Consider the following 13,686-nt stretch of genomic DNA (forward strand, 5'->3'; position numbering starts at 1 on the left):
ACTGAATAGTTCAACCATAAATAACCAAATAAACATAAAAAAACCTGGCTGTACAACACCAGGTTTCCATTAAATCCAGCCCTTTTCCTCAGCAATGCTGGCTGCTTCTGTCCGATTTTTCGCATCGAGCTTTTGGATGATGTCTGAGATATAATTTCGAACGGTGCCTTGAGATAGGTAGAGTTCCAGCGTAATATCTTTTGTTGTCTTGCCTAAAGCTGCCAGCCGCAGAATTTCTTGCTCTCTTACAGTAAGCGGATTTTCATCACGCATCATGTTAAACGTCAGCTCAGGGCTGAACACTCGTTTCCCCTTAACACATTTCCGAATGGCGTCGGCCAGATCGTCGATTTCGCCGTCTTTCAGCAGATAGCCATGTACACCTGCTTTGACGGCGCGTTCAAAATAGCCGGGGCGGGCAAAGGTTGTTAAAATAATAACCTTGCTGCCGCAGCCTATTTGCATTAATTCCTCTGCCACATCCAGCCCGCTTCGAATCGGCATTTCAATGTCCATGATGCATACATCGGGCTCCAGCTTCAAAATCGCTTTTCGTGCTTCTTCCCCGTTTAATGCTTGTCCGATGACTGTCATATCCTCTTCTAAATCAAGCAGAGCTCCCAAAGCGCCTAGCAGCATTCGCTGGTCCTCAGCAATAAACAGACGAATCATTTCTTTCGCCCTCCTATCCTTCTGCTTTTTTAATAAGGGGAACGGTCAGTGTCACAACCGTTCCGTTATGAGCTGAAAGCGTTAATCCGCCTTCAATGAACATGAGCCGCTCTTCCATGCCCCGCAGGCCATTCCCAAACGTTTTCTCCTTCGCTGCTGCCTTTCCGTCATCTCGTATCATAATCTTCATTTTGTCAGCGAACTTGGTAATGGTGATGGCGCAGTGGGTGGCATTGCTGTGTTTGATGATATTGGTTACAGCTTCCCGCATGCACATGCTGATAATATTTTGCGTGACCGGGGATATTGCTGAAAAGTCTTCGTCCCCCTCGTATTGAAAGGTAATGTTCCCCGTTCTTAATATGTGCTGAATATTGGCAAGCTCCTCCGTCATCGTGACTGTTCTCATATCAGAAACAAGCTCACGAACCTGCTTTAGCGCAGCTCTTGAACTGGTTTCCATTTCTTTGGCCTCAAGCCGGGTCCGTTCTGGATCAGTTGTTGCCAGCCGCTGAACGAGCTGACTTTTTAATGTGAGCAGTGACAGCGTATGGCCGAGAGTATCGTGAAGATCACGGGCAATTCGGACACGTTCCTCCCTTTTAGAGAGTTCCATTATCTGTTCATTGGCTTTCGCAAGCTTAGTTTCGAGTTCAATTCTCCGAAACATAGAACGGATTCCGAATGGAGAAATGAGCATGATGACGAGAAACGGGAAAACAGAAAGAAGCTCTCGAAACGAAACCGAATTGGCGAGAAATTGATAAAAACATGGAAAAAGCAGCATAAAGATTAAACCGCAGAACGCACGGTGAAATTTTGTTTTTTCTTTGTAATAACCAACAAAGTTTGCCGGGAAAAAACCTAAGTAGATATAGGTGATATTGTAAAACACGCTATAGATAAAAATAACCGCCATTTGTACGATAAGCCAATATGTAAACGAAGCTCTTCCTACACTGCAGAATAACTGGCGATATGCCATAGCAAAAAAGAGCAGCATGCCATACCCAATCGCCTGTTTGATGCCTGATTCTTTCAATAAAGTAAGAAACGGCATGATCAAATACACTAGAAAGATATAAGGGAAAAAACCAAATTGCTTTGGGAAAATGGATAATGCCTTTTTCATAGATTACACCGCTTCTTGTTTTCTTCGTATATATTTAGATAGTAGCATGAAGAGCATCAAATAAGCGATTAATGTCAGGATATTTTTCCAGCTCGGACTACCGCCTCGAACAAGTTCCCACGCTCCGCTCCCGAAATGATAAGATGGCAACCAGCGGCCAATGTTCTGCATAATATCAGGCATGACCTCCAATGGCATCCACAGGCCACCGCCTAACGCCAGCAGCATATAAAGCACGTTACTGATTCCAGCTGCTGTCTCTACTTTTCTCATGAGACCGATTAGCGTGCCTAACGCCAAAAACGGCAATGCGCCAAATAAAATCCACAGGCCGCTTAAGATCCATTCTAATGGTGACAAGGCAATGTCATTGATGATGGCGCCGAAAAGAAAAATGATAGTAATGGATAAAACATGAATCACACTTTGACCGATCATCTGAGCTGATAAATAGATATGATCCGGAAGAGGCGTAATGCGGATAAAAGCTGTCCAGCCCTGTGAACGTTCTTGAACCATACGGATTCCAAGCGTCATGATAGAGGAGCCCATCACACTGAAGACAGTCATCGATATTAAATAATGGGCATCCCACGCGCGTTCATCAGGAACATTAGTATGCACGACATTGGTAAAGAGATAATAAAAGGCAAGCGGCATGATCAGCGACCAAAACACAAAGTACTTATTCCGAAGCATCCTTTTCATTTCAGCTATGCTTTGCTTCTTCAGCATGTTCACTCACATCATCTCCTTGTTTTTAGCAGCCAGATGGCGAAATACCTCATCAAGCGTTCCTTGCTCAATCCGGATATCGCGTGCATGTATTTTTTCTTGAAAGATCAACTCTAACACTTTGTCTGTATTTGATGTGTGGATGATGGTTCTTTGATGCTTTTGGGTCACCCGCTCCACTTCCGGGTGGCGGGACAGCTTGCCCAATGATTCATCTGTATGGAGTGTAAAGGAAACAGACTGTTTTTGGATCCTTGAGCGAATCTGCATTGGCGTGTCGTCTGCCACAAGCTGTCCTTTAGCAAAAAATAAAATTCGCTGTGCGGCATCATCTGCTTCCTGTAAATAATGAGTTGTGAAAATAATGGTTTTTCCTTGTCCCGCCAGGCCATGAACCGTCTGCCAAAATCGTTGTCTTGATGATGTATCCATTCCGACTGTCGGTTCATCAAAGATAAGAAGCTCCGGATTTCCGGCAAGAGCCAAAGCAAAGCTCAAACGGCGTTTTTGCCCGCCAGATAATTTTTCTGCCTTTGTTTTTAAATCTTCTTTTGTGAGCGCTGTTAACGAAACGAGTTCTTTCATGGACAATGGATTCGGATAATAGCTTCGGAAGAGTTCGAGAATTTCATTTACCTTCAAGCCTGGCATGACACTCACTTCCTGGAGCATTACGCCTATTTTTTCGCGAACCTCTTGATCATCGGGAGCCCGGTTAAATAGCTTGATTTCTCCCTTACTCGGTTTCAGCAACCCCAGTATCATAGAAATGACAGTCGTCTTCCCTGCCCCATTCGGTCCGAGAATGGCCGCAACTTCTCCTTTTTTGATGTTGAAGCTAACATTGTCTACAGCTGTTTTTTGCTGGAATTGTTTTGTCACATAGCTTATTGATACTGCCTCATTCATCACATGAGCACCTCCTAATGGCTTATATTAATTGTAAAGTGCTAGAGAAGCCGTTAGTAGTATGGGGTGTCATAATGACAGGTGACAAATGTCATGTTTTTCCTCAATACATGCGACTGCTATTTACTTTCATAGAAAAGCACACACTTGAAACGGTGAGTGTTATGATATAGTTATTGAATGACTTTCCGGCTGAAAGGAGCCAATCATGAACGAAGCGATTTTGTCTCGAAACAATGTGAGCGTGAAGGGCAGCGGCGAAACATCTATCATTTTCGCACCTGGTTTTGGCTGTGACCAAAGCGTCTGGAACGCCGTGGTGCCAGCCTTCGAAGAAGATCATCAAGTCATTTTATTTGATTATGTCGGGTCGGGCCATTCAGATTTGCGCGCATATGACCTGAATCGGTATCGGACACTTGACGGCTATGCCCAAGATGTTATTGATGTTTGCGAAGCTTTAGATTTGGAAGAAACCGTGTTTGTGGGGCACTCTGTCGGAGCTGTGATCGGGATGCTTGCTTCCATCCGCCGTCCGGATCTTTTTTCCCATCTAGTGATGGTCGGACCTTCTCCTTGCTATTTGAATGATCCGCCTGAGTATTACGGAGGATTTGAAGAAGAGCAGCTCCTTGGTTTGCTTGAAATGATGGAGAAAAATTACATAGGCTGGGCAACTGTATTTGCGGGAACTGTCGTGAATCAGCCAGATCGGCCTGAGATCAAGGAAGAACTTGAAAGCCGATTTTGTTCTACTGACCCTGTGATTGCCCAACAATTTGCGAAAGCGGCGTTTTTTTCAGATCATCGGACGGATCTTTCGAAGGTGACCGTTCCCTCTCTTATTCTCCAATGCGCCGATGATATGATCGCATCAGCGGCAGTGGGCGAGTATATGCATAAGCATCTTCCTTATAGTACACTGATACATATGGAAGCTCGCGGGCATTGCCCCCACATGAGCCATCCAAATGAAACGATACATCTAATCGGCGACTATTTAAAAGCATACGTGTGATATCGGAACGAAAGGGATAGAGGTGACCCTCTTAATGGACAAACAATTGATTGATGCACCATGCGGTTTCCTCACCTTGTCAGAAGAGGGTGCGATTCTAGCTGCCAATCGCACCCTTTTCAAGATTTTGGATTATGGACCGGAGCAGGTTATCGGCGAGCATCTGAATACGATGTTGACCGTTCCCGCACAGCTTTTCTGCCAGCTTTATTTTTTTCCGCTTTTGAAACTGGAGCATCATATCGAAGAAATATATATTTCTTTGAAAGCAAGAGACGGCGAAGAAATCCCCGTCCTTGTCAATGCTATTGCGAGAACCGATAGCGGAGTTTCTGTCTTCGATTGTGTGCTCATTCCGATGCAGAAGCGAAATGAATATGAAAATGAGCTCCTGATAGCGAGAAATGCGGCTCAGGAGGCTTTGCTCGCCAAACAGAAAGCCAATGCGGAGTTAGAGATTGCCTTGGAAACGCTTAAGGCCAAACAAGAAGAACTGCTTGAGACCAACAAACAAAATCAACAATTTAAATCAAATACGAAACGAGAGCTTGAACTCGCCAGAAAGATCCAGAAAAACTCATTGACTGAACCGATTGTAAACGATCAGGTTCAGATTGACGCTTATTACAAAGCATCGAGTGAATTGTCGGGTGATCTATACGGGTTTTATCAAATCGATGATCATCGTTATGGCATTATTATTCTTGATGTAATGGGGCACGGGATTTCCTCTGCTTTAATTACGATGTCTCTTCACCCTTTGTTTCAGCGCCAGATCACGCAAGGCGCCAGTCCTGTCATAGTCATGAAGGAGTTGGATCGTCACCTCCACAGCTTGTTTCAAAATGATGAGGAGGCAAGACATTATTGCACTGCCATTTATCTCGAGATTGATACAGTCCGGCAAAAAATTGATTATGTCAATGCAGGGCATCCGCCGGCGTTGTGGCAGGACGGTGACGGAACTCAGCTTCCGCTGTACGCTACCTCGCCGCCGATTGGCATGTTTGAAGACACTGTGTTTCAATCAAACAGCCTTTCATACGAGGAAGGCGGAAGGCTCCTTCTGTATACGGATGGCGTGATGGACCCTACTGCTTCATGTTATTTATTTGATTTAGTAAAAGCTCATCCCGATTTGTCTATTGCTGGCCTGAAAGAGAAAATCCTCACATCACTGAACCATCATAAGGAAGCTCATCATCAAAGTGATGATGAATGTTTTATATTAGTTGATTTGAAATAAAATGATCCATGAGATGTGATGCGTCTCATGGATTTTTGGTTTTAGCATTTCTTCCCTACCACTTACAGACATCTTATGGTCATATTCAGCATCCCAAAGCCAACTTATTGCGTTTGCCTGCTTTTGAGCAGAAAGCGGATACGCCCTGAACTGAAGGAAATCAACACAATAACCGCTGCAAACAACAATTTTCATGATTCCCTCCTCACTGTTTAGTAAAAATTATAGAAAAAAGACTGAACCATTTGCGGCTCAGTCTCAGTTATTCTATTCTGCGGCGAAATTGCCCGGGAAATGAGTTGGTTATTGCACATTTTCCTCGAAATATCTCGAAAGCACATCTTCCACATTTGTTAAATGCGCCAGCATGGCGGCTTCTGCCTGTGCTCCATCCCTTGCTGCCACTGCCTTGTAAATCCGTTCATGCTCATCGTACAACCGCTGAATGGAGGTCTTCTTGGAAAACAGCCAGATTTTCCGTGTTTCTCTCATCGTTTCCAGCAGTAATGATGATACGTGGTTCATCAAGTGTTTAAGAAGCTCATTTTGAGAAGCGTCAGCCAGTGCCAGATGAAATGCGAAGTCTGCTTTCTCGCCCAGCTCCCCGTCCGCATCAATGCTGCCCATTTCCTTTAACGCAGCATGAATTCTTTCGAGATTTTCTTCTGTTCTTTTTTCAGCAGCTAATGACGCCACACCGATTTCAAGCAGTTTTCTGACCTCGAGCAACTGTTTAACGTCCTCTTTTTTCATGAGAAGGGCGGCTGAGAGCGGCTGAGAAATTTGATCAAGCTCAAATTCCTTCAGGTATGTGCCTTCTCCCTGTTTCATTTCGACAAGCCCCATCGCTTTTAGTGCAGAAAGTGCTTCACGAACTGCTGAGCGGCTGACTTGAAAGCTTTCGGAAAGCGCCTGAACTGAGTCCAGTTTATCTCCCGGCTTCAAATCGCCGTTTTTGATCATATCTAATAGCGCATCCGCCACTTCTTCATATATTTTCTTTGTTTTAATCTGTTTGTATTTCAATGCAATTCACCCCGTCACTTGTAGGTCTAGCTGTTTACGATCTATTATACTCCGTTTTTGGTGACGCCAAAAGATTTTGACAATTTTGTCAAAAAGTCTTGTACTTTGATTTTTTTCAAAATATAATGCTAGGTAACTGGTCTTATTACCTAATCATCAGATGATCAAACCACCTTAAGAAACCGCTTACTTAAAAACGCCAGTTTACGTTTCAAGGAGGGGTTTGGGATGCAATGGACACAGGCATATACGCCTATAGGGGGAAATTTGCTTTTATCAGCGCTTGCCGCACTTGTACCGATTATTTTCTTTTTTTTGGCGCTTGCGGTGAAACGGATGAAGGGGTATACAGCGGGTTTGTCCACATTGGGAATCGCCCTTATCATTGCTGTATTGGTTTATCGGATGCCGGCGGAAAAAGCGCTGATGTCCGCCACACAGGGAGCCGTATACGGGATTTTGCCGATTGGATGGATTATTGTGACATCTGTTTTTTTGTATAAAATCACTGTGAAAACGAGACAGTTTGATATTATTCGCAGTTCTGTTCTCTCCATTACAGATGACCGCCGGCTACAGGCGCTGCTGATCGCTTTCTCATTCGGGGCTTTTTTAGAGGGAGCAGCCGGCTTCGGAGCGCCGGTCGCCATTTCTGCCGCGCTGCTGGTCGGTCTCGGCTTTAACCCTCTTTATGCAGCGGGCATTTGTTTGATCGCCAATACGGCACCGGTCGCCTTTGGTGCGATTGGGATTCCGATTACAGCCGTAGAAGGGCCGACAGGGATTCCGGCGATGGAGATTTCGCAAATGGTCGGACGCCAGCTGCCATTCTTATCTGTATTTATTCCTCTTTATCTGCTTATCATTATGAGCGGGTTCAAGAAAGCCTTTGAGGTCTGGCCGGCGATTCTCGTTTCCGGCGTTTCCTTTGCTGTTGTGCAATATCTCAGTTCCAATTTCTTAGGGCCTGAGCTGCCGGATGTTTTGTCAGCGCTGGTTTCAATGGCTGCGCTAGCTGTTTTTTTGAAATGGTGGAAGCCGAAAACAACATTTAAGTTTGCAGGTGAACAGGAATCAGCTGCCGCGATTGAAACAGCAAAAACGAATGCACCGGTGCCTGCGTACAGTGGCGGAAAGATTTTTAAAGCTTGGTCGCCATTTCTGCTGCTGACGGTGATCATTTCTATATGGGGCATTCCCTCTGTCAAATCCGCGCTGATTGGACATTATGACGGCTCTGCTGTTTTTTTGAAGTGGCTGAATGCTGTTGGCGAAAAGCTGACTTTCGCGCCTGGTGTGCCTTTTTTGAACAATCAAATTGTCAATGCTGACGGCGCGCCGATTGAAGCGGTTTATAAGCTTGAGCTGCTTGGCTCGGCCGGTACCGCGATATTGATTGCCGCGGTGCTGTCAAAATTCGTCACGGGCATTTCGTGGAAAGATTGGGGAGCCGTTTTTACAGATACGATCCAAGAGTTGAAGTTTCCGATTTTGACCATTGCTTCTGTCGTCGGTTTTGCCTATGTCACCAACTCCTCGGGAATGAGCGCGACACTCGGGATGACGCTCGCGCTGACAGGTTCGATGTTCACCTTCTTTTCGCCTGTCCTCGGCTGGCTCGGCGTCTTTATTACCGGCTCGGATACTTCTGCCAACCTGCTGTTCGGCAATCTGCAGAAAGTCACCGCGTTATCAGTCGGCATGGACCCTGTTCTGTCTGTTGCCGCCAACTCATCAGGCGGTGTGACAGGAAAAATGATTTCGCCGCAGTCCATTGCGGTGGCATGCGCTGCGGTAGGACTCGCCGGAAAGGAGTCAGACCTTTTCCGCTTTACGATGAAACACAGCCTGTTTTTGCTGCTGCTCGTTTGTATCATCACCTTTTTGCAGCATCATGTGTTTAGCTGGATGATTCCTTAAAAAAACCCTCCCGGCTCTGGGAGGGAATCATGATGTTTGTTTTAACGATTCGAAAGCTGCAATGACGGAAGCCAAGCGCGGTTATTCGCACTATAATTTTTGCTCTGGCCCATATCCTCAAGGTCCCCGTTTTGATAATGAATCGACAAAACCAAGTCGGGAACCGTATCATAACCAACTGATGCCAGATGCTTTACTTCAGATCCGTAATGAGATAATACTACTGAGGTGAAATCTTTCATTAATGGATCTTTTTCTAATGCTTCACGATACACATCTAAAATGTCACGTCCGTCCTCTGTCATGAATGTTCCATTTTGTGCATGAAGATCACCAAGATGATAACCGGTTTTTTCATATATTTCTCGAACGGCTTGATACTTTTCGTATGATTCTTTCTCAAATTGTACAGAATCATCTGTTCTGCTTCCCATGATATGTTGAAATAAATCTTTGCTGTAAAAGGGCTTCAATTGTGTCAATTACCTTTGGATCATCTGTTCCAGTTACTGTTGCAGCATAATCAAATGGGGTAATGGTAAATGTTAATTTTGTATTCTTAGGAATCGTCAGGTTTTGGCGATCAAAGAGAAGGCCAATTTGTTGATTCACAACATCTCGCTGAAATGCTTTTGCTCGATCATCCTCATTTGGTGCAGACATATCAACATGACGAAATGCCGCATCTCGCATATTGTAACACTGCGCTTTTCCTTTATATAGCCACTCTGTCTCATTGTCATATGCTGCTTGTCTCTCTTCATTTGTTAAATCATGACGAAAATATGGTGAATTGACATTTTTGTATTTGTCGCGTATATATCCAATCGGATTCTCTTTTGATAAATTGATTTTATTGATTCGGCTATATTTTTCATTAAGTATTTGAATTTCAATGTCACTTTCGGGAAACATATGGATTTCTGCTATGGATTAACGTTTCCTCACCTGTATCCACAACTGTTTTCTCGTTCGCTAGTTGATATCGATTTGCGACATCATTCTTCTCACTCATTACCGATTCTCTAGAATAATTGATTTGTTGCAGACTTCTGCTCTGTACGGGCGATGATTTTTTGTAAGCATGGAACTGATTCTCCTGTTTTGCGACTGTATTTTCTTTGCGGATAGATGAATAACTTTGTTTATTGATTTGTTGTGCTAAGTATTTCAGAACGTTCATGATAAAAAAGTTGATAGAGATCTGAGAAATGAACTGGACATTCCACATCTGTCTTTCTTTACATTTTTGTGAGTAGCAAAGTAAAATCCTCCCGCCACGGGAGGATTTTATTTATATCGTTTTCTTGCCGCAGATGAGGGAATGTTCATTTGATCTCGGTATTTTGCGACTGTGCGTCTGGAAATTTGGATGCTGCGCTGTTCATATAAGAGGTTGGCAATCTTTTGATCTGAGAGCGGTTTTTTTTTGTCTTCTTGATTGATCAGGTCTTGAAGATGCATTTTGACTGCATAGTTAGACGTATCTCCATCTCCTGAAGCTTCAGCTTTTGCTGTGAAAAAGACTTTCATCTCAAGAAGGCCGTACGGCGTTTGTATCGTTTTTCCTTTGATTGCCCGGCTTATCGTTGATTCATGAAGGCTTAAGCATTCCGCTATCTCTCTGAGTGTCAGCGGCTTCATTGCGCTTCGCCCTTTTAGAAAAAAATCTCTTTGTCGTGTGGTCAGTTCGTTGACAATTCTCGTAATCGTCTGTTTTCGCTGTCGCAGCGCGCGGCTCAGCCAGCTCCATTCCTGGTATTTCGCTGATAAATAAGAGGCGGTGTCCTGGCAGGAGGCGGATGATAAAAGCGGGCTGTACTGCGGGTGCAGGTCTATCTCAGGAAACGAGCGGGTATTCAGCTCCGCTGCGATGTGCCCATTTTTCACAGTGATAAAAATATCAGGCTCAATATACACGTCTTGCTCTGGCTGGGCAAACAGAAGGCCCGGTCTTGGATGAAGAGCCGCAATGTCATCTGAAATATCTTGAATGGTATGAAGCGGAATTCCTGATTCCAACGAAAGCGCTTTCCAGTTTTTTTGCGCAAAAGCATCAAAATGAGCGGAAACAAGCTTTTCCGCTTGCTCATTTCTGTTCGGCAGCCGTTGTAATTGAAGAAGGATACATTCCCGCAGAGATCGCGCGCCGATCCCAGCCGGCTCTAATGACTGGAGTTTGGCCAAAACAGCTTCCGTTTCCCGAGTTGAAACAGCTAGGCGCTGTGCCGCCTCCTCCACTGCTTCTTCCAAATACCCATTTGAATCAAGTGAATGAATCAGATAATTGAAAATCTTTTTTTCAGAGTATGTCAGATTCATATCGAGTGACTGTTGTGTTAACACATCCTGCAATGTTTTTTGCGGATCACGTAATGGAAGGCCGGCTTCCTGTGCGTTCACCCTGTTTTTCCTTATTTTATGGTAAGATAGTGGCGGTGTGTCTGTTTCCTTTCGTTCAATAAGAGGGTTTTCCAGTGAGAGCTCATCAATGTATTCAGCGAGTTCTGCCGAATGATAGCCAAGCAGCGTGATGGCCTGCCTGAGCTCCTGTGTCAGTTGAGGCTTTAATACTTGTACTTGCTGAAGTTTCATATCCATCTTGCTCACTCCTCTTTCTTCATTGTACATGATTGAGATCACACCGTATATATTTATGAAAAAGGAGCTGCCAAAGAAATGTCTGAACTTTTTTCTGTCCCTTATTTTATCGAGAATTTCAAACAGCATATTGAAATGAACCGGTCTGAGGATAAAATCCATGCGATGAATAGCTACTACCGTTCCGTCGTCTCAACGCTTGTGCAGGACCAGCTGACCAAAAACGCAGTCGTCTTAAAACGGATTCAGCATTTAGATGAAGCTTACAACAAAGTCAAACGGGGAGAATCAAAATAAACCTTCCGCTCACATGTGAGCAGGAAGGTTTTCCTTCTTCGAGGCGTTCTGGATGAGCCGTGTGCGCGGCACGCCCTCCATCCAGGTATGAAAATAATTAGCGTTTTTCCCGTAGGAATTATCAATGACCGTGTTTTCTTTTTGGAGAAGAGAAGACAGAATGTGCCCGTGCAGCCTTGACGTTTCTACTGATTCGTATTGACTGAAGAACCGAATCGCTTTTGTGACAATATAATCCGAGTATTTTCCCCATATATATGCGATAGGGAGAGGATTTCCCGCTTTTTTGTTTAAGACATTCAATGTTTGCAGAAAAGCGATCGTCCGGCGGTCTGAAGCTGACAGCACCGTGCGCCAGTCGTAGCTTTCCGCTTTTGCGTGCTCCTGAAGCTCCTTATTTGCTTCATGATCTGTCCTGATAAATCTCAGCTTTTGATTGAGCGGCTGCGCCGTAGGAACAATGGGAAACAGCTGATGAGCCATGTCAGGCAGAAGCTTAATGTGATTGCTTGTAAAATGAGCCTGCGCTATTGCAAAGGAGGCATTTTCCCTTGTGATGATATGGAGATTCGCATGCTTAGAAAATATCTCCGCCGTCCGTCTGAGATTGTTTTCATGTTGAAAATAAATTGATTGCGGCAGAATCACGATTTTATGATTCGGATAGGCTTGGACAATTTTCTCTCTAAAGCTTTGATAATACGGATACAAATCCCCAAAGTTGCCGCCTCCCTGGCAGACTATGATGAGATTCGAATCCAGCTTTCGACCGACTGGAAAATTGTCGGGATTCCAACGTTTTCTGACACGAATTCCATGTTCTTTAAAGAAGGCTTCTGTTCCCTTCATAATAAATAAATCCCCTACATTTCCGTATAGAGGATAGTCGGCATAGATAATCTCCGAATGTTTCGGAATGATGTCGAGCAGCCCGGACAGTTTCTGTTTCAGGCTGATCATTGAATGCGTGCTGTCCATTTTTTCACCTCGGCTGTTTGGAATAAGTGTACGAGAACATCGATAACCCGGTCTTGCTCTTCTTTCGTCAGATTTGACCCTGATGGGAGACAGATTCCTCGCTTGAAAAGGTTTTCGCATATGCTTTCTGTATCTTCATGTGAATAAAATAAAGACGATTTAAACAGCGGCTGGGTATGGAGCGGTTTCCACAGCGGACGCGCTTCAATGTTTTCTTCCGCCAGACGCTGAACTGCGTCATATGGACTGAATCCATTATCAAGTGTGAGCGCGGTGAGCCAGCGGTTGGATACACCTGCTTCATGCTCTGGCATAAAGCGGACGCCGTTTATGTGACCGAGTTCGTTTTTGTATCTCGTGAAAATAGCTCTTCTTTTCTCCACCCGCTCATCCAGCATCTCAAGCTGGGCAACGCCCACGCCTGCTAAAATATTGCTCAGCCTGTAATTGTGTCCGATTTCGCAATGCTCATAATGAACAGCCGGCTCTCGTGCCTGTGAAGCGAGAAATCGTGCTTTTTCAATAGCTGCTTCATCGTCTGAAACAAGCATCCCGCCGCCTGATGTAGTAATGATCTTGTTCCCGTTAAAGGAAAAAATGCCGAAGCGACCGAATGTCCCGCTTTGCTTCCCTTTATAAACGGTGCCAAGAGATTCAGCTGCGTCCTCAATGACAGGAACTCCGTACGTATCACACAGACTGACGATTTCATCCATTTTCGCGCTTTGACCATATAGATTGACAGCAATGACCGCTTTGGGCGGCTTTCCGTTTCTCTTCGCATCCTCCAGCGCCCTTTCAAGAGCTTTCGGTGACATATTCCATGTATCCGGCTCAGAATCAATAAAGACGGGCACTGCTTTTTCATATAAAATCGGGTTGGCAGTTGCTACGAAGGTGAAGGACTGGCAAAACACGCTGTCTCCTTCTTTGACCTCAAGCAAACGCAGTGCCAGATGAATCGCTGCCGTTCCTGAGCTGACCGCAGCCGCCCCTTTTACGCCGACACGTTCGGCCAGTTGTTCTTCAAATATATTCACGAGCGGTCCAAGCGGCGCAATCCAGTTTGAACGAAAGGCTTCTGAAATAAAGCGCTCCTCTCTGCCGCTCATATGAGGGGGAGATAAATAGATTTTTTTATGCATATAATCA

At 44.7% G+C, this 13,686-nt stretch carries 13 protein-coding genes and 1 pseudogene; 4 read left to right on the top strand and 10 right to left on the bottom strand.

Annotated features, from left to right (window positions below):
* Positions 1-69: 69 nt before the first annotated feature.
* From yvfU to AAGG74_RS11265, 4 genes are read right to left on the bottom strand one after another with little or no spacing between them, the layout of a single operon-like run.
* A complete protein-coding gene (gene yvfU / locus AAGG74_RS11250) occupies positions 70-672 on the bottom strand; it encodes a two-component system response regulator YvfU (protein WP_162101797.1) in 603 nt (200 codons plus the stop codon).
* 13 nt (positions 673-685) lie between these two features.
* Positions 686-1,804 (bottom strand): sensor histidine kinase, encoded by a 1,119-nt coding sequence (locus tag AAGG74_RS11255; protein WP_429675465.1) that lies wholly within the window; start codon positions 1,802-1,804, stop codon positions 686-688.
* Between the two features lie 3 nt (positions 1,805-1,807).
* Complete coding sequence (locus AAGG74_RS11260; protein WP_429675467.1) at positions 1,808-2,545, bottom strand: ABC transporter permease; 738 nt, start codon at positions 2,543-2,545, stop codon at positions 1,808-1,810.
* The gene (locus tag AAGG74_RS11265) at positions 2,546-3,451 is read right to left on the bottom strand and encodes an ABC transporter ATP-binding protein (RefSeq protein ID WP_429675468.1); all 906 of its coding nucleotides are present in this window, start codon (positions 3,449-3,451) and stop codon (positions 2,546-2,548) included. It abuts the gene before it with no gap.
* A 205-nt stretch (positions 3,452-3,656) separates the two neighbouring features.
* Here AAGG74_RS11265 and AAGG74_RS11270 point away from each other — a divergent pair, with 205 nt between their 5' ends.
* On the top strand, positions 3,657-4,466 hold the full coding sequence (locus tag AAGG74_RS11270; RefSeq protein ID WP_429675470.1) for an alpha/beta fold hydrolase: 810 nt from the start codon (positions 3,657-3,659) through the stop codon (positions 4,464-4,466).
* A gap of 34 nt (positions 4,467-4,500) precedes the next feature.
* The gene (rsbP, locus tag AAGG74_RS11275; RefSeq protein WP_429675471.1) at positions 4,501-5,712 is read left to right on the top strand and encodes a phosphoserine phosphatase RsbP; all 1,212 of its coding nucleotides are present in this window, start codon (positions 4,501-4,503) and stop codon (positions 5,710-5,712) included.
* Here rsbP and AAGG74_RS11280 read toward each other — a convergent pair.
* Entirely contained in the window at positions 5,695-5,907 is a 213-nt protein-coding gene (locus AAGG74_RS11280) for a hypothetical protein (RefSeq protein WP_429675472.1), read from the bottom strand. The two genes, rsbP and AAGG74_RS11280, sit on opposite strands and share 18 nt — an antisense overlap.
* A gap of 108 nt (positions 5,908-6,015) precedes the next feature.
* Entirely contained in the window at positions 6,016-6,738 is a 723-nt protein-coding gene (gene lutR / locus AAGG74_RS11285) for an L-lactate utilization/bacilysin biosynthesis transcriptional regulator LutR (protein WP_162101804.1), read from the bottom strand.
* A gap of 228 nt (positions 6,739-6,966) precedes the next feature.
* Between lutR and lutP the strand changes: the two genes are divergently transcribed.
* Entirely contained in the window at positions 6,967-8,658 is a 1,692-nt protein-coding gene (lutP, locus tag AAGG74_RS11290) for an L-lactate permease LutP (protein WP_429675473.1), read from the top strand.
* A 41-nt stretch (positions 8,659-8,699) separates the two neighbouring features.
* Here lutP and AAGG74_RS11295 read toward each other — a convergent pair.
* Together AAGG74_RS11295 and rpoN are read right to left on the bottom strand one after the other, a co-directional pair.
* Positions 8,700-9,841: pseudogene (locus tag AAGG74_RS11295) on the bottom strand (DUF4885 family protein).
* Positions 9,842-9,948: 107 nt separating this feature from the next.
* The gene (rpoN, locus tag AAGG74_RS11300) at positions 9,949-11,259 is read right to left on the bottom strand and encodes an RNA polymerase factor sigma-54 (RefSeq protein ID WP_429675475.1); all 1,311 of its coding nucleotides are present in this window, start codon (positions 11,257-11,259) and stop codon (positions 9,949-9,951) included.
* Positions 11,260-11,337: 78 nt separating this feature from the next.
* Between rpoN and yvfG the strand changes: the two genes are divergently transcribed.
* Positions 11,338-11,556: a protein YvfG gene (yvfG, locus tag AAGG74_RS11305; protein ID WP_162101808.1), complete on the top strand. Its 219-nt coding sequence runs from the start codon at positions 11,338-11,340 to the stop codon at positions 11,554-11,556.
* A 9-nt stretch (positions 11,557-11,565) separates the two neighbouring features.
* Here yvfG and AAGG74_RS11310 read toward each other — a convergent pair whose 3' ends face one another.
* Both AAGG74_RS11310 and AAGG74_RS11315 read right to left on the bottom strand, forming a co-directional pair.
* Positions 11,566-12,534, bottom strand: a complete 969-nt coding sequence (locus tag AAGG74_RS11310) for a polysaccharide pyruvyl transferase family protein (protein ID WP_429675476.1) — start codon at positions 12,532-12,534, stop codon at positions 11,566-11,568.
* Positions 12,513-13,679, bottom strand: coding sequence for a DegT/DnrJ/EryC1/StrS family aminotransferase (locus tag AAGG74_RS11315; protein WP_429675477.1), 1,167 nt, complete (start codon positions 13,677-13,679; stop codon positions 12,513-12,515). Before AAGG74_RS11315 ends, AAGG74_RS11310 begins: the two co-directional genes overlap by 22 nt.
* Between the last annotated feature and the right edge of the window lie 7 nt (positions 13,680-13,686).

This window comes from Bacillus mexicanus (assembly GCF_050445615.1).
GTDB classification, from domain to species: Bacteria; Bacillota; Bacilli; order Bacillales; family Bacillaceae; genus Bacillus; species Bacillus mexicanus.